At 65.3% G+C, this 19,779-nt stretch carries 21 protein-coding genes; 9 read left to right on the top strand and 12 right to left on the bottom strand.

What is annotated here, in order from left to right:
- The first annotated feature begins 116 nt into the window (after positions 1-116).
- On the top strand, positions 117-2,795 hold the full coding sequence (locus KTJ89_RS05030) for an ExeM/NucH family extracellular endonuclease (RefSeq protein ID WP_259356970.1): 2,679 nt from the start codon (positions 117-119) through the stop codon (positions 2,793-2,795).
- Positions 2,796-2,798: 3 nt separating this feature from the next.
- Here the strand turns inward: KTJ89_RS05030 and KTJ89_RS05025 are convergent, their stop codons facing one another.
- From KTJ89_RS05025 to KTJ89_RS05015, 3 genes are read right to left on the bottom strand one after another with little or no spacing between them, the layout of a single operon-like run.
- Positions 2,799-3,965 (bottom strand): PrpF domain-containing protein, encoded by a 1,167-nt coding sequence (locus KTJ89_RS05025; RefSeq protein ID WP_259356969.1) that lies wholly within the window; start codon positions 3,963-3,965, stop codon positions 2,799-2,801.
- Positions 3,966-3,969: 4 nt separating this feature from the next.
- Complete coding sequence (locus KTJ89_RS05020) at positions 3,970-5,250, bottom strand: MFS transporter (protein WP_259356968.1); 1,281 nt, start codon at positions 5,248-5,250, stop codon at positions 3,970-3,972.
- A gap of 28 nt (positions 5,251-5,278) precedes the next feature.
- Positions 5,279-6,736 (bottom strand): benzaldehyde dehydrogenase, encoded by a 1,458-nt coding sequence (locus KTJ89_RS05015; RefSeq protein ID WP_172175101.1) that lies wholly within the window; start codon positions 6,734-6,736, stop codon positions 5,279-5,281.
- A 131-nt stretch (positions 6,737-6,867) separates the two neighbouring features.
- Here KTJ89_RS05015 and KTJ89_RS05010 point away from each other — a divergent pair, with 131 nt between their 5' ends.
- Positions 6,868-7,638, top strand: a complete 771-nt coding sequence (locus KTJ89_RS05010; protein ID WP_259356967.1) for an IclR family transcriptional regulator — start codon at positions 6,868-6,870, stop codon at positions 7,636-7,638.
- Between the two features lie 16 nt (positions 7,639-7,654).
- Here the strand turns inward: KTJ89_RS05010 and KTJ89_RS05005 are convergent, their stop codons facing one another.
- Both KTJ89_RS05005 and KTJ89_RS05000 read right to left on the bottom strand, forming a co-directional pair.
- Entirely contained in the window at positions 7,655-8,041 is a 387-nt protein-coding gene (locus KTJ89_RS05005; protein ID WP_139907082.1) for a DUF1304 domain-containing protein, read from the bottom strand.
- The gene (locus tag KTJ89_RS05000) at positions 8,038-8,301 is read right to left on the bottom strand and encodes a DUF2277 domain-containing protein (RefSeq protein ID WP_039207958.1); all 264 of its coding nucleotides are present in this window, start codon (positions 8,299-8,301) and stop codon (positions 8,038-8,040) included. The genes KTJ89_RS05005 and KTJ89_RS05000 overlap by 4 nt, the downstream gene beginning before the upstream one ends.
- Before the next feature lie 81 nt (positions 8,302-8,382).
- Here KTJ89_RS05000 and KTJ89_RS04995 point away from each other — a divergent pair, with 81 nt between their 5' ends.
- The gene (locus tag KTJ89_RS04995; RefSeq protein ID WP_172175104.1) at positions 8,383-9,114 is read left to right on the top strand and encodes a GTP pyrophosphokinase; all 732 of its coding nucleotides are present in this window, start codon (positions 8,383-8,385) and stop codon (positions 9,112-9,114) included.
- Here the strand turns inward: KTJ89_RS04995 and KTJ89_RS04990 are convergent.
- Positions 9,095-9,673, bottom strand: coding sequence for a dihydrofolate reductase family protein (locus tag KTJ89_RS04990; protein ID WP_259356966.1), 579 nt, complete (start codon positions 9,671-9,673; stop codon positions 9,095-9,097). The genes KTJ89_RS04995 and KTJ89_RS04990 overlap by 20 nt on opposite strands.
- Before the next feature lie 198 nt (positions 9,674-9,871).
- On the opposite strand from KTJ89_RS04990, the gene KTJ89_RS04985 reads away from it, so the two are divergent.
- Positions 9,872-10,630, top strand: coding sequence for an SDR family NAD(P)-dependent oxidoreductase (locus KTJ89_RS04985; RefSeq protein ID WP_259356965.1), 759 nt, complete (start codon positions 9,872-9,874; stop codon positions 10,628-10,630).
- A gap of 36 nt (positions 10,631-10,666) precedes the next feature.
- On the opposite strand, the gene KTJ89_RS04980 is transcribed toward KTJ89_RS04985, so the two are convergent.
- Together KTJ89_RS04980 and KTJ89_RS04975 are read right to left on the bottom strand one after the other, a co-directional pair.
- The gene (locus tag KTJ89_RS04980) at positions 10,667-12,175 is read right to left on the bottom strand and encodes a multicopper oxidase family protein (protein ID WP_259356964.1); all 1,509 of its coding nucleotides are present in this window, start codon (positions 12,173-12,175) and stop codon (positions 10,667-10,669) included.
- Positions 12,172-12,576, bottom strand: a complete 405-nt coding sequence (locus tag KTJ89_RS04975; protein WP_259356963.1) for a hypothetical protein — start codon at positions 12,574-12,576, stop codon at positions 12,172-12,174. The genes KTJ89_RS04980 and KTJ89_RS04975 overlap by 4 nt, the downstream gene beginning before the upstream one ends.
- Positions 12,577-12,728: 152 nt before the next feature.
- On the opposite strand from KTJ89_RS04975, the gene KTJ89_RS04970 reads away from it, so the two are divergent.
- The 3 genes from KTJ89_RS04970 (at position 12,729) to KTJ89_RS04960 (ending at position 14,957) form a co-directional block, all read left to right on the top strand.
- Complete coding sequence (locus KTJ89_RS04970) at positions 12,729-13,907, top strand: sensor histidine kinase (protein ID WP_259356962.1); 1,179 nt, start codon at positions 12,729-12,731, stop codon at positions 13,905-13,907.
- Positions 13,904-14,584: a response regulator gene (locus tag KTJ89_RS04965; protein ID WP_259356961.1), complete on the top strand. Its 681-nt coding sequence runs from the start codon at positions 13,904-13,906 to the stop codon at positions 14,582-14,584. The genes KTJ89_RS04970 and KTJ89_RS04965 overlap by 4 nt, the downstream gene beginning before the upstream one ends.
- 121 nt (positions 14,585-14,705) lie before the next feature.
- Positions 14,706-14,957, top strand: a complete 252-nt coding sequence (locus KTJ89_RS04960) for a hypothetical protein (RefSeq protein WP_139469233.1) — start codon at positions 14,706-14,708, stop codon at positions 14,955-14,957.
- An 18-nt stretch (positions 14,958-14,975) separates the two neighbouring features.
- On the opposite strand, the gene KTJ89_RS04955 is transcribed toward KTJ89_RS04960, so the two are convergent.
- The 4 genes from KTJ89_RS04955 to KTJ89_RS04940 all read right to left on the bottom strand — a co-directional run bounded on the left by KTJ89_RS04955 (position 14,976) and on the right by KTJ89_RS04940 (position 17,235).
- A complete protein-coding gene (locus tag KTJ89_RS04955; protein ID WP_259356960.1) occupies positions 14,976-15,329 on the bottom strand; it encodes a VOC family protein in 354 nt (117 codons plus the stop codon).
- 4 nt (positions 15,330-15,333) lie between these two features.
- Entirely contained in the window at positions 15,334-15,867 is a 534-nt protein-coding gene (locus tag KTJ89_RS04950; RefSeq protein WP_259356959.1) for an O-acetyl-ADP-ribose deacetylase, read from the bottom strand.
- A gap of 91 nt (positions 15,868-15,958) precedes the next feature.
- Positions 15,959-16,183, bottom strand: coding sequence for a sulfurtransferase TusA family protein (locus KTJ89_RS04945; protein ID WP_259356958.1), 225 nt, complete (start codon positions 16,181-16,183; stop codon positions 15,959-15,961).
- Complete coding sequence (locus tag KTJ89_RS04940; RefSeq protein ID WP_259356957.1) at positions 16,180-17,235, bottom strand: YeeE/YedE family protein; 1,056 nt, start codon at positions 17,233-17,235, stop codon at positions 16,180-16,182. Before KTJ89_RS04940 ends, KTJ89_RS04945 begins: the two co-directional genes overlap by 4 nt.
- A gap of 205 nt (positions 17,236-17,440) precedes the next feature.
- On the opposite strand from KTJ89_RS04940, the gene KTJ89_RS04935 reads away from it, so the two are divergent.
- Positions 17,441-18,841: an MmgE/PrpD family protein gene (locus KTJ89_RS04935; RefSeq protein ID WP_259356956.1), complete on the top strand. Its 1,401-nt coding sequence runs from the start codon at positions 17,441-17,443 to the stop codon at positions 18,839-18,841.
- A gap of 69 nt (positions 18,842-18,910) precedes the next feature.
- A complete protein-coding gene (locus KTJ89_RS04930; protein WP_139907072.1) occupies positions 18,911-19,747 on the top strand; it encodes a phosphosulfolactate synthase in 837 nt (278 codons plus the stop codon).
- Positions 19,748-19,779: the final 32 nt, after the last annotated feature.

Here is a 19,779-nt window from a genome sequence, read left to right as displayed (position 1 = left end):
TCACAAGCTGTTCACATCTTCGCCGCTGTCGTCGATGAGTGAGCCGCTAGGGTGCAAGGGACTGCGCACGTGATCGACACGGTGCGCACAGCCGCTCATCCGCCCGAAAGGCTCCCATGAAAGTCACGACCACTCTCTCTTCCGCCGCGGCGCTCAGTCTCGTTGCGGGCCTGGCTCTCCCCCTCGCACCGGCAGTCGCATCAGACGCCGCCGCAGACAGCGACATCCGCATCTCCGAAATCGCCTACACCCTCGAGACCGACTTCATCGAAGTCGCCGCCGACCCCGGCACCGACATCTCCGGGTGGACCTTCGGTTCGGTGACACGCGGCGGCAGCGTTCAGGCGCAGGAGAACACCGTCACCGTGCCCGAGGACACGACGGTCGGCGATTCCGGTGCCGTCGCGATCGACGTGCCGATCACGAACTCCGTCAAGGCCGGTTCGGCCGCCGACGGCGAGTACGGCTCGAGCGCCTTCGTCATCGACGATGACGGCGAGCTGGTCGACTTCCAGCAGATCGGCGGCGTCGTCGACGGCAAGGGCGTCACCGGCACGAAGAACACCTTCACCCCCGCGCCCGTCATCGGCCAGGAAGCCCAACCGACCGGTGCGACTGCCGCCGGCGGCCAGTCGATCCAGCTCACCGGCGACGCGTGGAAGTCGGCAGCCCCCACCCCGAACGCCCTGCCCGACAGCAGCGACGGCGGAGAAGGCAGCGACGACGGCGACGACGGCGAAACTCCCGAAGGCGTCACGCCGATCGCCGACATCCAGGGCACGGGCGACGCCAGCCCCATCCAAGGCAAGACCGTGACCACCCGCGGTGTCGTCACCGCCGCCTACCCCGAGGGCGGGCTGAACGGCTACTACATCCAGACCCCGGGCACCGGCGGAGCCGACCGTGCCGACGGTGCAGCATCCGACGGCATCTTCGTCTACTCCCCCGACACCGTCGCCGATATCAGCATCGACGACCACGTCGAGGTCACCGGCACCGTATCCGAACACTACGGTCAGACCCAGATCTCCGTATCCGCGTCCGGTCTCAAAACGGTCGACGAACCCGCCGAGGCGGTCAAACCCGTCGAAGACGCCTTTCCTGCCGGAGACGAGAAGCGCGAATCCCTCGAAGGCATGCTCCTGCAGCCGAGCGAATCGCTGACCGTCGCCGACAACTACAACACGAATACGTACGGCGAGGTCGTCCTCGCCACCGGTGAGGGCACGCTCGACCAGCCCACCGACGTCCACCGCCCCGGCACCCCCGAGGCGAAGGCTCTGGAAGCCGCGAACCTCGACCGTGAGGTCGTCCTCGACGACGGCGCCACCGTGAACTTCCTCAAGGCCGACAAGGACATCCCCCTGCCCTACCTCAGCAAAGAGGACCCGGTCCGCGTCGGTGCGCAGGCGAACTTCACCTCCCCGGTCGTGCTCGGCTTCGATCACGAGAAGTGGCGATTCCAGCCGACGACCCGTCTGACCGGGGACAACGCCGAGGCGGTCCAGCCGACCACCTTCACCGACACTCGCACCGAGGCCCCCGAGGCCGTCGGCGGGCAGGTCAGCCTCGCCAGCTTCAACGTCCTCAACTACTTCACCACCACCGGTGACCAGCTCTCTGGCTGCCAGTACTACGACGACCGCGAGGGCAACCACATCACCGTCCGCGGCGGCTGCGATGCCCGCGGTGCCGCGAATGCGGAGAGTCTCAAGCGTCAGGAGACGAAGATCGTCACCGCGATCAACAAGCTCGACGCTTCGGTGGTCTCGCTCATGGAGATCGAGAATTCCGCCGCGTTCGGCAAGGACCGCGACGACGCGCTGGCGACCCTGGTCAAGCGTCTCAACGAGGCCGCCGGAACCGAGAAATGGGACTTCGTCGACTCCCCTGCCGCCGTTCCGTCCGATGAGGATGTCATCCGCACGGCGTTGATCTACCAACCCGCCGAGGTGGCCCCGCAGGACGAATCCACGATCCTTGATGACCAGGATGCGTTCTCCAATGCCCGCGAACCCCTGTCCCAGGCGTTCGCGCCGAAGGACGGTACTGGTGAGATCGAAAAGGACAAGACCTTCGTGACGATCTCCAACCACTTCAAGTCCAAGGGATCCGGTTCAGGTCCGGGCAACGAGGACTCCGGTGACGGTCAGGGCGCGTCGAACGCCGACCGCGTGAAGCAGGCCGAATCACTCGTCGGGTTCGCCGGCGACCAGCAGGAGGCAGCGAACAGCGGCCTGGTCTACCTCCTCGGCGATTTCAACTCCTACACTCAGGAGGACCCTATGCAGGTCTTCTACGAGGCCGGATACAAGGACATCGCGGCGGAGAAGACGGACGAATCCACGTATGTCTTCGGTTCGCGCACCGGCAGCCTCGACCATGTCCTCGCCCTCGACGCCTCGGACGAAGCCGACGGTGCAGGCGCGGAGGCAACGGCCTTCGGCTCCGTCACCGGGGCCGACGTCTGGAACATCAACTCGGTCGAGTCCCTGGCGCTCGAATACAGCCGGTTCAACTACAACGTCAGCGACCTCTTCGCTCCGGACCAGTTCCGGGCTTCCGACCATGATCCGGTCGTCGTCGGCCTCTTCGACTCCTCAGATGAAGGCGGGGACGACGACGCCGGAGCAGACGCTGCGGAAAACGCCGACGCCGACGGTTCGAGCGACCACCCCGGCGGAAAGGACGCGGGGAAGAACGGTGGCAAGAACGGCAACCATTGGGGCAGCCGCGACGGTGATCACCCTGGAGGCAAGAACGCCGGGAAGAACGGTCGCCACAACGGTTGGTGACGCTTAGTCGGTGACGGCCACCTGCCCCCGCATGAGCACTCGTGCCGTGCGAAAGAGGGAGGTGGCCGTCACCGTGTCCGCGTCGAAGACGGCACCGGCCGTGACGACGCCCGAAGGGGTGGCCAGCCGCACTTCCGGCCCGACATTTTTGTCTTCGTCCCCGGTGTCGGACCCGGGCCTGGAGCGTCGGATGATGCGGTTGATGATCGTGTCCGGGATCTGCGCGGCCGCGGCCAGGCACATGGCTCCGGTTCCGGGCACGGCTTTGTGCGTCTGACCCATGGAGATCATCCGCACGAGCAGGTCGGCCTCCTCGGCGGCCAGGGTCGTTCCGTCGAGCAGTCGGGTGGGCTGTGGGGCGGTGACCACGGCGACCTTCGGCACGACGTCCGGCGCTTCCTCCGGTGACTCACACAGCCCCATCCGCACAGCGGCGTTGCGGCGCAGCTCCGCGATCATGCCCATCGCGTGCTTGTTCGCGTCGATCTCCTCCGGAGATTCGATGCCCTTGAGTCCGATCGCAGCACCCGGGACGATGACGACGGGCAGGGTGGCGTCGACGAGGCTGACCTCGAACATCGCCCCACCGGCAGTGATGGACTCGGCTGCCTTCCCCGTCGGCAGGAGCCCGGCGGTGCGGCTGCCAGCCGGGTCGGGATAGATGAGTTCGACCGGTGCGCCCGTTCCGCTGACTCCGGGCAGCACCAGATCTCCCGTAACGTCGGCCTGCCCATCGACGACGCCGAGGCCGACGTCGACGAGTTTCTGCGTGTTCGTATTGAACAGCCGGAAGACATTCCATCCGTCGGCTGCGGTGATCAGACCCACTGACAGCGCGAAAGGCACGACCCCGGACGACAGATTTCCGCAGTTGCCGGAATAGTCGACGGCCGCCTCGGTGACGGAGACCTGACCGAACGTGTAGTCGAGGTCGACCCCATCCCTCGCCGAGGCGGCCACGACGACGATCTTCGACAGCGAGGAGATTCCCCCGCCCATTCCGTCGAGCTGACGGCCGAACGGATCGGGCGAGCCCATCGCCTGGCAGAAGATCGTGTCCCACTCCGCCGTGTCCCCGCCGGTGCCCAAAGGTGGCAGCGCGGATTCGCTGAAGAAGAGTCCCTTGCTTGTGCCGCCGCGAACGAACGTGGCATCGATCCACCGAGTCATGCTTTCAGCGTAGCGACTTCGGCACGATCGCCATGGCTGCGAACCCGAGGACTGCCACGACGGCGAAGAGATAGAAGCCCCACGGATAGGCGATGCCCGCGGTGACGAGGGCGCCGGTGATGAACGGACCGACGATGGCACCGATCCGCCCGATGCCCGAAGCCATGCCCAGCGCGGTGCCGCGGGCCTGAGCCGGGTAGATGGCCGAGACGAAGGCGTAGACGAGCACCTGGGCGGAGAAGACGAAGACTCCGGTGATGAACACCGCGATGTTGAGCAGCACCTGGCTGGTCATCGGAATCGACAGTGCGGCGAGGAAGATGGCAGCCAGGACGAACCACATGAGCACGATCTTCTTCGTCCCGTGCTTGTCGGCCAACCAGCCGGCCAGGACGAGCCCGACGACGGCGCCGATATTCATGACGAAGAGCATGACCAGCGAATCCGAGACCTCGTAGCCGGCGTCGGCCATGATCTTCGGCAGCCAGGTGTTGAGTCCGTAGACCAACAGGAGTCCCATGAAGCTCGCTGCCCACACGCCGATGGTCACCAGCGCCAGCTTGCCCTCGAAAAGTCCCGCCATTCCTGTCTTCGCCTGCGCGTCGACGGTGCCGGACGGATCAGCAGCGCCGACATCCACCGCCTGCGCGGCAGCGGGGTTGCGTCTGAGCTCCTGAGCGATGAGGAAGACTTCGGATTCGGGCAGCTTCCAGATCAGGAGGGGCACCATGACGAGGCCGGCGATTCCGCCGGCGAGGAAGAGCAGGTGCCAGTTGTGGGAGTAGGCGACGGCGAGCAGGGAGATCGCGACGGCGCCGGCGTGGTAGCCGGTCATCGTCAGCGTCGTGGCCTTTCCGGTCTTACCCGACTTGTTGTACTCGCTGATGTAGGCGAGCGCACTGGGCATGACGGCACCGAGGAACAGTCCGGCGATGAACCGGAAGGTGGTGAACAGTGCGACGTTCGGAGCGAACGCGACGAGCAGAGTGAAGACGCTGAAGCCGATGACGCAGCCGATGATCGCCCACCGCCGTCCGATCCGGTCGACGACGGGGCCGACGGATACGGCGCCGAGGCCGACTCCCACGAGGCTGAGCGTGGCCACCATCGTGGCCGCCTCGGGGGTGAATCCGAGGGCCTCGGTGGCCAGCAACTCAGGGATGACCGCGCCGAGGACGACGAGGTCGAAGCCCTCCAAAGCGACAGCCAGCCAGCACAGGACGGCCGGCCAGCGGCCCGCCGAGGCGGAACCGGTCGTGGATGCGGACGGGGTGGTTGCGGACATCGGTGTCTCCGGGGTGTTGTCGTGCAGGTCAGAACGGGTAAGGCGCGATGGACGAGCGCATCGTCACCCATTGGGTTTCGGTGAAGGCTTCGATGTTGGCCTCAGCCCCGCCGAAACGGGATCCGTTGCCGGAGTCCTTCATGCCACCGAAGGGGACGTTGGCCTCATCGGAGACGGTCTGTTCGTTGATGTGGACCTTCCCTGTGTCGACGAGGTCGGCGAGGTCCATGGCCAGACCCACATCGCCGAGGATGCCCAAGGAGAGTCCGTATTCGCTGGCATTGACCATCTCGGCGGCTTCTTCGAGGGTGGAGAAGCGGGCCACCGGGGCGACGGGTCCGAAGATCTCCTGCGCCCAGGCGGGGTTCGAAGGGCTGAGGTCGGTAAGCACCGTGGGCGGGACGAAGGCCCCTTCGCCCGGCCCGCCGGCGACGAGTGTGGCACCGTCGGCGATGGCTTTGTCGAGGATGTCGCGGACGTGGGTGCGCTGTTTCTCGTCGATGATTGGTCCGATCGCGACCTCCTCGGTGGCGGGGTTGCCCACCGGCAGGTTGCGGGCGCGTTCGGCCAGCTGTTCGATGTATTCGTCGTAGATGGATTCGTGGACGAGGTGGCGGCCTGTGGTCATGCAGATCTGGCCTTGGTGCATCCACGATCCGAAGGCCCCCGCCGAGGTGGCGGGACCGACCTCGGCTCCGGGAAGGACGACGAGCGCATTGTTGCCCCCGAGCTCGAGGTGGCAGCGTTTGAGGAGGCGACCGGCGGCTTCGCCGACCTTGCGTCCGGCCGCGGTGGAGCCGGTGAACGAGATGACGGAGACCTCGGGTGCGGCGACGACGGCTTCACCGGCGTCGAGACCGCCGGGCAGGACCTGGAGCAGTCCTTCGGGCAGTCCCGCCTCGGCGAAGACCTTCGCGATCGCCACTCCGGCGCACACGGCGGTGCGGGGGTCAGGCTTGAGCAGGACCGCGTTGCCCAATGCCAGGGCCGGGGCGACGGAGCGCATGGCGAGGATGAGGGGGAAGTTGAACGGGGCGATGACGGAGACGACTCCGGCGGGCACTCGGCGGGCGAAGGACCACCGGGGTTCGTTCGAGGTGAGCACCTGCCCCTTGGGGTGGCTGGGCAGGGCGGAGGATTCGAAGCAGATGGCTTCGGCCGAGGAGAGTTCGAGTGCGGCCTTCGGCGGGATGGAGCCGGCTTCGCGGATGATCCATCCGGAGAGCTCTTCGGCGTGTTCGGCCCACAGAGCACCGGCGCGGCGCAGCACTGCAGCCCGTTCGGCCGGGGTGGTCTTCGCCCATTCCTTCTGTGCAGCGGCGGCTCGCGTGGCGGCGGCGGTGACGTCGTCGGCGCTGGCGGCACCGAGGCGGCCGAGGGTCTCACCAGTGGCCGGTTCGATGACATCGTAGGTCTCTCCTGAGCCGGCGGCCCAGGTGCCGGTGAAGATCTTCTCGTGCCAGTCGGTTCCCAGGAAATCAGTCATTGTCTGTCCTCACTTCTTTGTCGGGGCGGGACTGTGGTGCACCTCTCGTCAGAGTAGTGACCGGGACCACCCGAAGCCACAGTGCTCCCATTCATTGAGAATTTTTCTTGAGAACCGCTAGAATCCGAGGCATGGCGAACTCTCCTTCCGGCGACTCGATGATCGATCGGCTCGTGCGCGTGCTCGCATCCTTCGACCCGGACCATCAGAGCCTGAGCACCGACGAGATCGCCGAGCGTGCCGAACTGCCGAAGTCGACGGCCTACCGACTCATCGGTGAGATGATGCGTCACGATCTGCTCCAGCGCGACCCCAACGGCCGCATCCGGATCGGCGTCGGGATGTGGGAGCTGTCGAACCGCGCCTCCGATGCCGTCGATCTGGCTTCGGTGGCCAGACCGCACATGATGGGTGTACACGAGTTCGTCGGCGAGAACACCCAGTTGGGCATTCTGCGGGAGCGGGAGGTGCTCATCATCGAGCGCATGTCGGCGCCGAATGCGGTCATCCACCGGTCGAAGACCGCCGGTCGGCTGCCGGCTCATGCGTCATCGTGTGGACTCGTGCTCTTGGCTTATGCCCCGAAGCATCAGCGTGAGGCGTATCTGCGGGGGCCGCTGTCTGCCATCACGGAGAAGACGACAACGGATCCTGCAGCTCTGCACAAGATGTTCACTTCCATCCGCTCTCACCATTTCGCCGAGCTCTCCGGCCATATCGATGAGGGCACGACAGGAATCACGGTTCCTGTCTTCGACGCCGGCGGGGCGGCGATCGCCGGGCTCGGCGTCGTCATCGATTCGGAGCACCGTAAAGGCGTGCCCGCGATCATGCGGGTCCTGCGGACCGCCTCGGCGAGGATCACGCAGGACCTTACCGCCGATCATCGATTCGCCGGCTGAGTCAGATCGCTGCGACTCAGACCAGCACACCGACGAGCAGGCAGACCACACCGAACAACGGCAGCGTGCCCTGTTTGAGCGCGGAGGCGAGCAGCTCACGGCTTGAGAGTGCGAGCACCAGCGCTGCGGCGAGCATCGATCCTGCCCCGACGAAGACGAGGGTGAGACCGACCGCGGCAGAGCCTGCGCCGAAGACGATGAGGCCAATGAACACAGCGAGGGCCAAGAAGAGGTTGTAGAAGCCCTGGTTGAAGGCCAGGGACTTCGTCGCCGCAGCCTCGGCTTCGGTCGTGCCGAACGTGGCGCGGGCACGTGGACTCGTCCAGGCGATGGACTCCAAGTAGAAGATGAAGACGTGCAGGGCGGCGGCGAGGCCGGCGAGGACAAGTCCGGCGATCGTCATGCGCGAGCCGCGAATCTGGCTCGCCGCTTCTCCGCTTCCTCCTCTCGATTCTTCGGCGGCGCGTTCGTCACCAGCGCATCGAGGAGGTGCTGGGTGGTGTGGGCGATCTCCTCGACAGCAGCGTCGAAGGCCTCAGCATTGGCCTGCGAGGGCTTCGTCGTGCCGGCGATCTTGCGCACATACTGCAGTGCGGCGGCGTGGACTTCGTCGGAGGTGGCGGCAGGTTCGAAATTATGGAGGGTCCTGATGTTTCTGCACATGCCAAAACGGTACTCCTCGGCACTGACACAGAACAGATGTTCCGCCGATACACTGAGGCCACAATGGAGATCCGGAAAGAGATGACGCCAACAGAGACCGCCCTGACACCACAGCAGATCGAAAGCATCCGTCAGCTGCGCCTGGATTTCTCGCAGCTGATCATGCACCACCGCTTCGTCATCGACGAGGTGCTCACGAAGATCTCGATCCTGCGCGAGGAGTCTGTCCACACGCGCAGCTACAACCCGATCGAGCACATCTCCTCTCGCGTGAAGTCGCCACGGAGCCTGCTGGAGAAGGTCCACCGTCGGGGCCTGCCGCTCGACACCGCGATCATCCGCCGCGAGATCACCGACATCGCAGGCATCCGCATCACCTGCAGCTTCATCGCCGACACCTACCACGTCCTCGAGCTGCTCACCGCGCAGAACGACGTCCGCCTCGTCGAAGTCAAGGACTACATCGCAGAGCCGAAGCCCAACGGCTACCGCAGCCTGCACGCGATCCTCGAGGTCCCGGTGTTCCTCCGCAGCGGGCCGACCCCGGTCATCTGCGAGGTGCAGATCCGCACGATCGCGATGGACTTCTGGGCGAGCCTCGAACACAAGATCCACTACAAATTCGACGGCGACGTTCCCGAACGTCTCGTCGGCGAACTCACCGAGGCGGCCGACGCGGCCAGCGAACTCGACCGGAAGATGGAACGCCTCCACGCCGAGGTCAGGAGCGGTTCACCGGATGTCGATTCCGGTGAGGAGTTCGACGAGGAGGCTCTGCGGATCCTTTGGGACCTCAGTCGGCGGGAGGGCTAGGCCTCTTGGGTCGGTACGTCCGACCGAAGCTGCGGGCATTCGCCGTATCGATCGCCTCGAGCTCCCAATCGACCCGCCGTCCGCCGGGAACATCGAAGATCCGGGTGCCGTCGCCGAGGAAGACCGGGGCGACGTAGACCTGGAGTTCGTCGATGAGGTCGACCTCGAGTGCCTGCCGGGCGATATCGGCGCTGATGATCTGGATGTCGCGGTCACCGGCGATCTGCTGGGCACGCTCGACCGCCTCGGTGATGGTGCAGTTCAGCGCGGTCACCGAGGCGTCCCCGGCCAAATCCTCGGGACGATGAGTGAGGATGAACTCCGTCCCCGACCACGCACCTCCGTATGGCTCGGACGTCAGCTCATCGCGTTCGGCGGCCTGCGCCTTGGCCGCGTCGTAGCCGCTGCGGCCGGAGATGATGACGGCGACTTTCGACGCCATGCCCTCGGTGGTGCCTTCGGCGTTCGGCTCGGAGGCCGAGAGCCACGACATGTCATGGCCTGGCCCGGCGATGAATCCGTCGATCGAACAGGTGAAACCCCATGCCACTTTTCCCATCGCTCCCCCTCGAGCCGCAACGATCATCAATCTAGTTGCAGATTGCAACCAGTTAACCATTGTTGCCGGCCTCGATCAATGCCCCGTGCGACCGAACAGGCCGACTTACAGCGGAATGTTCTCCGACTCTTCCTCGTTACGCCTGGTGAGAGCCACATCAGCTGGGCCCGAGGATTTTCGAGAAAGAGAGTCACCACCATGGCAGATTTCACGAACAAGGTCGCACTCGTCACCGGAGGCGGATCGGGCCTCGGAGAGGCGATTTCCAAGGACCTCGCCTCCAAGGGCGCGAAGGTCGTCATCACCGACATCAACCTCGAGGCAGCCGAGCGTGTCGCCGGTGAGGTCACCGAGGCCGGAGGCACCGCCTCGGCGATCAAGCAGGACACGTCCTCGAAGGAAGACTCGGAGAAGGCCGTCCAGTTCGCTGTCGATACCTACGGCGGGCTCAACTTCGCAGTGAACAATGCCGGCATCGGCGGCAAGCAGGTGCCCGTCGGCGAGACCGACCTCGATTCGTGGGACAAGGTCATCGACGTCAACCTCAACGGCGTCCTCTACGGAATGCGCTTCCAGATCCCGGCCATGCTCGAGAACGGCGCAGCGGAGTCGGCGATCGTCAATATGGCTTCGGTTCACGGAACCGTCGCCGCGATCAATAACGGCGCTTACACCGCAGCCAAGCACGGCGTCGTCGGCATCACGAAGAATGCCGCCGCCGAGTACGGCGCCGAAGGCTTGCGCATCAACACAGTCGGCCCCGGCTATATCACGACTCCCCTGCTCGAATCGAGCCTGGACGCCGAAACGCTTGAAGGACTCAAGGCCAAGCACCCCCTCGGCCGCCTGGGCACCGCCGATGAAGTAGCGAAGGTCGTGTCCTTCCTGCTCTCCGATGATGCCTCGTTCGTCACCGGCGCCTACTACCTCATCGACGGCGGCTACACCGCGGTCTGACCGCTCTGTCGATGACGCACGAGCACTGTCGCCACCTCAGTGCTCGTGCCCGGCCCCGTCATGCCCGGTCGGCACCCCGACTTCTGCCTCCTGACCTCGCTCGATGACGACGAATTGACCCATCATGCCCTCGTCTTCGTGCAGCAGCATGTGGCAGTGATACATGTACGGCATCGTCGGGTCGGCGAAGTCCTCGAATCGCATGAGCAGCCGGTAGTCGCGATTCGGTTCGAGGTAGATCGTGTCCTTCCTTCCGCTCATCTCCACCGGCGGCGCCTCCCCATCGACCGAGAGCACCTCGAACTGCACATCGTGGATGTGGAAGCTGTGCGGGATCGGCTGCTTGCTGCGCACCTCCCACACCTCGGTGTCACCGACGTAGGCCACCTCGTCGATGCGGTTCATGTCCATCCGCTCACCGTTGATCTCACGTTCCTCGAGTTCGAACTTCCGAGTCGTGGCTGCCTCAGTCTCAACTAGGGCATCGTCCCCAGCATGCGACGACGGCGACCATGCGGGTTCCGGAGCAGGTGTCAGGGTCTCGGCCGCACGGAATTCGAGAACGTCGAAGGAATCGTGTCCGCCCATCGTCGCCGGCACCGCCACCCCGCCGAGGTCGACCTCGGCCGAGCGCATCCGCACCGTCTCACCTGCGGTGAAGTCGACGACCACCTCGGCGCGCTCCCCTGGCGCCAACCTCAGCCGATCGATCTCTGCGGGCCCGTCGAGGAGTCCGCCGTCACCGGCGATGAGGTCCATCGACCGATCGGGGAATTCGAAGGCGTACGTCCTCGCCGTCGATCCGTTGAGCAGGCGCAGCCGCACCTTCTCCGATGTCACCTCCTGCACCCCGCCGATGGTGCCGTTGACCATGACGGTGTCGCCGAGCATCCCCGGTTCGGCCCCGTCGTCGCTGAGCTCGAGCTCGCCGTCGTCGAAGGACTTGTCCTGCACGATGAGCGGGAGATCGTCGACGCCGTACTCGTCCGGCAGATCCGCGTCGGCGCTGGCATCGTCGTCGAGGATGACCATCCCGGCCAACCCCTTGTACACGTGGTCCTCGGTCTTTCCATGTGGATGCGGGTGGTACCACAGGGTCGAGGCCTGCTGGTCGATCGTCCAGTGCGGCTTCCACGACTGACCAGGATCGATCATCTGGTGCGGACCGCCGTCCATCGTCGCCGGCAGATGCATCCCGTGCCAGTGCACGCTCGTCGGTTCGTCGAGGTCGTTCGCGACTTCGACGGCGACTTTCTCCCCGCGTTCGGCCCGCAGAGTGGGCCCGAGAAATGACCCATTGAATCCCCAGGTCTCCGTCGGCCCGTCCTGACCGGGAAACTCCGTCGACCCTTTCTCAGCGGTAAGGTCGAAGGTGCGCACCCCGTCCTTGACCGTCGATTCCGCCAAGGGTGGGATGGCCAGTTCGTTGTCGAACTCGGCCTCCGTCACCGAGGTGGTCGACACTCCGCATGCAGCCAGCCCGACCGCAACGACCACCGCGACAGCGGCCCCGACAGCGACCGAGGCGTGCGGGCGCCGTCTCATCGCTGCTCCCGCTTCCCGAGCATCGCCTGGATTCCGTAGGCTGCCAGTCCGGTGAGGGCGCCGATCCCTGCGCCCGTTCCGAGGCTCGGGATGAGTGCCATGAACACCGCCGGCCCGCTGCTGATCAGCCCGGTCCCGGCGAGCAGTCCGCCGAATGCGAGGGTGAGGAAGCCGTGCGCCGCGCCGCAGATCGTCAGGGTGAGTACGGGCCGAGCGACGCGGGCGAAGCCGACGGTCCCGATCCACACCGCTCCGGTGAGACCGAGCAGAGTGAGGGCGCGGACGGCACCGTCACCGAGGATGGGCCACAGTCCGGTCAGCGGCCACAGCAGTGCCAGAGAGGACAGACCGACGATGAGCGGCCAGGACAGGGGACGTTTCGAATGTGTTGTCGTATTCATGTCCCCCACTCTTCCGGTCGGCCGGATCTGCCACATCGACACTGAGGCGTCAGTTCCTCCTGCCCCGAGGCGAGGCTCGAGTCGCCTGGAGGCGATTGCCCGATCGACGCCGAACGACTGCGGCGGACGCGAATGCTCCGTAGTCTTGGACTATGGGTTCGGCAGATGTGAGTGAGACGGGTGAGGAGCGCGAGCGCCTCGAACCGTGGCTAACCGATGCCTCCCTGGCTGTTGCGGTGACCCTGGTGATCTCGCTGGTCATCGCCGCCGATGCCGAGTCCTCCCCGCTGCCCGGCGTCGCCTGGGCGATCGGTTTCGGTGCCCTGATGCTCCTGCGTCGCCGTCTGCCGCTGACCGTTCTGGCCGTGACCGTGTTCGGGATCTTCGCCTACTACGCTCTGAATCTGCCGCCGATCGGCATGGTCCTGCCCGCGGTCGGTGCCCTCTACTCGACTGCCGAGGTGCGGCGCACCTCATGGGCGGTGCTCGGTGCTGCGGTCTTGATTGCCGTGTCGACGTTCTACCGATTCGACGACCTCGATCCGCGCGCCCAACTGACCGGGTACGGCTTCGTCACTGAACTTGCCCTGGCAGCCGCCGCGATCGCCCTGGGGTCCGTGGTCCGCTTGGTCCGGGAGACCCGTACGCAGTCGGCGCGCATCGCCGCCCTCACCACTGCCGAGGAGTCCCGAGCCGCCGAGGCGCGGATGCACTCCGAACGAGTGCGCATCGCCCGCGACCTCCACGACACGATCGGTCACACGCTGTCCGTGGCTTCCCTGCACACCTCAGTGGCGGCCGAGGCCGTGGACCCGGACGACCGCGGGGCCGCACTCGAACGGGTGCGCGGTGCCACCTCGGAGGCACTGCGGGAACTGCGTCGCACGGTCAAGGTCCTCCGCGAGGAGTCCGCGGGTGCGACCGACCCGGGACCCGCCTCGGCGCTGGGGTTGGCTTCGATCTCCTCCGTCATCGAGTCGGCCCGAGCCGCCGGCCTCGACGTCACGGTCGACCTCGATGTCGATCCGGCACGGCTGCCGCGGGCCGTCGACGCCGCGGCATTTCGGATCGTCCAGGAATCGGTGACGAACGTGCTCCGCCATTCCGGGGCGAGCGCGGCCCGCATCTCCGGGCAGGTACACGGCGACGAGCTCATCATGCGCATCCGCGATGACGGTCACGGCGGGGCCGCGGACACGGTCGCCGGTGCCGGCATCCGCGGGATGTCGGAACGGGCGGGGCTGCTCGGCGGTCGCCTCGGTGCCGGAGCGAACGGTGAAGGATTTGAAGTGATCGCGCATCTGCCGATCAACGTGGAGGAGAACGAATGACCGAGACGATTCGCGTCGTCATCGTCGACGATCAGGAGCTGGTCCGAGCGGGTCTGCGACCTCTGGCCGAACGCGACGGAGACATTTCGGTCATCGCCGAGGCGGCGGACGGGAGGTCAGGGCTGTCGCATGTGCGGGAGCTGCGCCCCGATGTCGTACTCATGGACATCCGCATGCCCGTGATGGACGGGATCGAGGCGACGCGGGCCATCGTCGACGATGGTGCGTTGAACGGGGTCAGGGTGCTCGTGCTCACCACCTTCGACGAGGACGAGAACGTCTTCGCCGCCATCCGCGCCGGTGCCGCAGGGTACCTACTCAAGGACGTCTCTCCCGACGATCTGCGCGCTGCGATCCGCACGGTCGCCGCAGGTGATGCCCTGTTGTCTCCATCTGTCACCGCCGCGGTCATGCGGGTCGTCGCGGAGGGGCATTCACCCGATCCGGACGGGCATGGGCTCGATGAGCTGACTGAACGGGAGGTCGAGGTCCTCAGCGGAATCGGGCGTGGGCTGACCAATGACGAGATCGCTGCCGAACTCTTCCTCAGCCCCGCCACTGCTCGCACCTATGTCAGTCGTCTGCTCACTCGTCTCGATGCCCGGGACCGTGCCGCGCTCATCGTGCTCGCCTATGAGACGGGGCTGGTTCGGCCGGGCGATGCTTCACGCGGGTAAACGTTGGCGGCTCCCATCGAACGTCCTCAGATCCCCCAGTGCACACTCTGCTTGCAGGCGTAGCGTGGCAGGCACAGCCCAAATGGTTTGGACCGTGGACGAAAACATCAGGTGATCGACCATGAGCACGACACAGACCTATCAGTATCCGAAGCCCCTGGCGGTGGTTCTCGGCAAGAGGGCGGCGCTGTTCCTCTTCATCGGCGTCCTCGGTTTCCTCCTCGTCAAGATCGTCGGTCCGGTTCTGCAGACCGGCCCCGAATATGTCGTCGAGGCCGCCGTCTCCGGAATCCCGCTGCTCATCGCCGCCGGTTGTGCCGTCAGCGCGCTGGCGCTGGCGGTCGTACACAGAGTGCGGCACAGGGCAGCGTGAACACTGCCCCGCGTGGGTTCACTCCGGATGCGCGACGATATTGAACACGTTGCCGTCGGGTGCGCGGACGAAGAACCGCCGTACTCCCCATTCCTCGTGGGTGAGCGGGTGGACGATCTCGATGCCCTGTTGCTGGGCTTCGGCAAAGGCAATGTCGACGTCCTCGACGAGCACCGAAGCCACGGGATTCGTCTGCCCGGTCTCATCGTCGGTGAGCACCTGCACGCTGGCGCCGGTGCCCGGTGAGGTGAAGCGTGCGACCCAGCCGAGATTGAATTCCTCGCTGCTCACCCCGAGGAAGCCCGCATAGAACTCCCGCGCCGCGTCGAGGTCGTCGACCGCGATGTCGGGAATGACCCTGTTGACCTTCATGACATCACCACTGATCGTGGTCGAAGACCTGGCAGAACACGCTGGTCATCTGATCGCTGAAGAGAACGAATTGCACCTCGTCGATCGAGTCCCAGCGTCCGCGGGACCGTCCGTAGACGATGACGGAATGAGCCGCCTCGGCGACGTCCCTGGGCGCCCAGCCGTAGACTCCGCCGCCGATGGCCGGGAACGCGATCGAGGAGGCGCCGAGCTCCTCGGCGAGGTTGAGGCTCGATTCGAAACAGGACTCGAGGATCTCAGGATCAGCCTCGCCCGCGTTCCGATTCGGTCCGACCGTGTGGATGACCCAGCGGACAGGCAACTCCCCCGCTGAGGTGGCCACGGCCTGGCCCGGCGGCAGACCGCGCACATGGGTGGTCCGCCTGACCTCGCGGCAGGCTTCGAGGAGCGCGGGACCGGCCGCGCGGTGGATGGCTCCGTCAACTCCGCCGCCACCGAGCAGCGAAGAATTCGCGGCGTTGACGATCGCGTCGACGGCCACCTCGGTGATATCGCCTTCGAGAACCGTGATCTTCATGTCTTGAGTCTAGACATCGGCACTGACATTGCACATCGGCCGGCGCAGCTTTGCAGCTGCGCCGGCCGATGTGGTTGGCATCTCCTGCGATTCAGGCCTTCTGGACGGTGATGGTCCAGCTGGCGTCGGTGACCCGGTCGAAGTGGGTGACGGGGTAGCCGTTCTCGGCGGCCCACTGCGGGATCGCCTCGGTGGCCTGGGTGCAGTCGAAGTTGATGACGAGTTCGTCACCGGCTTCCAGACCGGTCATCGCGTCCTTGGCTTGGACGAGGGGGAAGGGGCAGACCTGGCCGTCGGTTTCGAGTACTTGCTTCATACTGTCCTGCTTTCCGCCGCGGGCTCTGCGGCCTGCGACTTCTTCGGTTTGATGGAGACCTTCGCTGCGATTCCGGAGCCGACGATCATGAAGACCATCGACACCCAGCCCTGGTATTCGAACTGTGCGGTCGAGACCATCGCGTTGCCGACGGTGCAGCCGCCGGCGATGGCTGCGCCGACGCCCATGCCGATTCCGCCGATGATCGACTTGATGATCACGCTCTTGTCCGGCACACGGACCCGGAACTCGCCGGAGGCCCTGGCCGCGATGAAGGAGCCGACGAGGATGCCGATGACGAGCATGACGCCCCAGTCGATGAGCTGCGTGTCACCCGTGGTGAGGTATCCGACGAGGTTCGCCGAGGGAGTGGTGATGCCCAGACCCGAGTTGCGACCCGTGGCGGCGGAGAGCGGCCAGGCGATCGTGGCGATGATGCCGATGACCACGGCCGTGGCGAAGGGGTTCCAGCGCTTCTCGGTGAGCAGATGCGCCAGGCCGGTCTTGCGCGGAGGCAGGGTGGCCATCGGAGTCTTGAGTTTGCGGGCATGGTGGACGGTCAGCCAGATCGCCAATGCAGAGATGATGGCGACGAAGACCCAGGGGCTGATGCCGGTGCTCGCCTGCAGGCTGCCGTTGTCCAGGGTGATACCGCGGATGCCTTCGGTGAAGCCGGCGAGCGGGCCGAGCTTCATGACAGCGGAGAAGAGCGCGTAGAAGATGAGGGCGAACCAGCTGCCGACGAGTCCTTCACCGGCCCGGTAGTAGGTGCCAGTCGCGCAGCCTCCGGCGTAGACCATGGCCCAGCCGAAGATCAGTCCGCCGACGATCGAAGCCAGCCATGGGAACGGCGCCGCCTCAAGGGTGATGACTCCGAAGCTGTTGAGCAGGAACAGGCCGATGGAATGCACGGCGATGAGCACGATGAGGGCGGAGAACCAGCGCGTGTTCCCCGTCAGCGTGAGATCGCGGAAGGCGCCGGTCACGCAGAAACGCCCACGTTGGAAGACGAATCCGAGGACGAGGCCGACTATGAGTCCGGTGATGATCATTGAGCTGCTTTCTGTTCACGGCAGGTTCGCGGACGAACACAACAACCGTCCATTTTGCTCAACAATCAATGATCAGTCAACCACGGCCGGGCACAGCACCCCCATTCAGTCCTATGTGACTCAGCTCTCAGCAAAAGTATCTTGACGTCAAGATACTTTTGGAGTCATTATTTAGGTACGCCTTACCTAATAAGGAGGGGTCACAATGAAGGTCACAATGGACCAGCACCACGCACCGACAGAGGTGCAATCACTCGCTCAGTTCGTCGCCGATGCCTCGCTGGACATGCTCAGCGATACCGCCCTCGAACAGCTCAAGATCCGCGTCCTCGACACCATCGGCGTCGCCATCGGCGCCCTGGACGCTCCCCCGCTGCAGGAGATCAGAACCCTCATCGAGGACCTCGGGGACGGACGCGGAGCTACGCTCATCGGCGGGGGCCAGGCCAGCCCCGATCACGCCGCGTTCTTCAATTCCGCCCTGAGCCGATATCTCGACTTCATGGATGCCTATCTGGCCAAGGGCGAAACCAACCACCCGTCGGACAATATGGGCGCGGTCCTCGCGGCCGCGGAGCTGGCCGACGCCTCGGGCGCGGACTTTCTCACGGCCTTCGCCGTGGCTTATCAGATCCACACCCGGCTCTCGGATGTCGCACCGGTGAGAGACCTCGGCTTCGACCACACGACACAGGGCGCTTTCGCTGCGGCGGCCGCCTCGGCGAAGGCACTGGGCCTGGGCGTCGAACAGATCGCGAATGCTGCCGCCATGGCCGGCACCGCGAATGTAGCCCTCAGGGTGACGCGCACGGGCGACCTCAGTCATTGGAAGGGACTGGCGTACCCGCACGTATCGAAGGAAGGCGTCTTCAACGCGCTCCTGGCCTCACGCGGAATCACCGGACCGGCCGAGGTCTTCGAGGGCAACAAGGGCTTCAAGGCCCTGGCCGGGGACTTCGAGCTCGACTGGTCGGCGGAGGATCTCGAAAAGGTCACGGACACGATCATCAAGAAGCACAATGCGGAGATCCACTCGCAGTCGGCCCTCAACGCCGCACAGGACGTCCGCTCCCAGGAGGGATTCCGCGCCGATGCCATCGCCAGCGTCGAGCTGACGACCTTCGATGTCGCATACTCGATCATCGGCGGCGGCGAAGAAGGCGACAAGCGCTCCATCCGCACGAAAGAGGAGGCCGATCATTCGCTGCCGTGGATGCTCGCGGTCGTCCTCCTCGACGGTGAGCTCAATCCGGCGCAGTACGAGTCTGAACGGATTGTCGCCGACGATGTCCAGGACCTCATGCACAAGGTCACGATCACTCCCTCCACGGAGTTCAGCGATCGGTTCCCCGAGCAGATGTGCGCCGACCTCGTCGTCACTCTCGGCGATGGGACCCAGTTCCGTGCGAACACCGACGACTATGAAGGTTTCACCACGCATCCTCTCGACTGGACGGGAGCCCGGAAGAAGTTCGATGCCCTGACGTCCCCCTTCGCCGAGGCGGACCTGCGTGACGAAATCGCCGACCTTGTCCACGACTTCGAGAACCATCAGATCCGAGAGCTGACCGCGGTCCTCGCGCACGTCCCCCAAGCTCGCAGCTGAGGCTGCGTCACCTGCCGGAGAACCCGGCACCCCGTCGGCGACCGCCGACACCCGAAGAAAGGAAAGACCATGTCGAACGCCATCGATTTCGATGTGTCCATGAACTTCGTTCCCCGCGCCCACCGCTCGGCCAAACCCCGCACCATCGGGATGACCGAGATCCGCGCCCCGTACTACTCCACTTTCGGCACCCGACATCTGCAGGACGTCTTCGATGTCGCCGGTCAGTGGGTCGACGGCATCAAGTGGGCGGGCGGATCGTTCTCGCTCGTCCCGGCTGATCAGGTGAAGGCCTTCAGCGACATCGCTCATGAGAACGGGGCGTACGTGTCCTCGGGCGGATGGATCGAGACGGTCCTGCGCTACGGAGATGATGCGGTCGATCAGTATCTCAAGGAGGCCAAGGAGGTCGGCTTCGACGTCATCGAGATCTCGACCGGATTCATCATGCTCCCGACCTCGGGCCTTGAGCGTCTCGTCGAGAAGGTCGTCAAGGCCGGGCTGAAGGCGAAGCCGGAGCTGGGCATCCAGATCGGCTCCGGCGGAGACTCCGGTGAGGCCGAACTGGCTGCGGAGTCCGCAAAGGACATCGGCGATCTCGTCGACCGCGGCAAGCGGGCGCTCGATGCCGGAGCCTCGATCATCATGATCGAATCCGAGGGCATCACGGAGAACGTCGACGAATGGAACACCGCCGCGGCCGCCTCGATCATCAACGGTCTGGGCCTCGAGAACGTCATGTTCGAAGCCGCCGACGGACCGGTCTTCGAGTGGTACATCAAGAACTACGGCAACGAATGCAACCTGTTCGTCGACCACTCGCAGATCCTCCAGCTCGAGGGCCTGCGCCAGAACATCTGGGGCAATAAGTCAACCTGGGGTCGGGTGATCAACCCACGCCCGTGAGGCCGTACTGCTGCATATGTGTGCGGGTGTCC

This window comes from Brevibacterium sediminis, assembly GCF_024895295.1.
Lineage (GTDB): Bacteria > Actinomycetota > Actinomycetes > Actinomycetales > Brevibacteriaceae > Brevibacterium > Brevibacterium sediminis.
The sequence above is the reverse complement of the archived record's forward strand: the minus strand, read 5'-3'. Positions and strand labels throughout refer to the sequence as shown.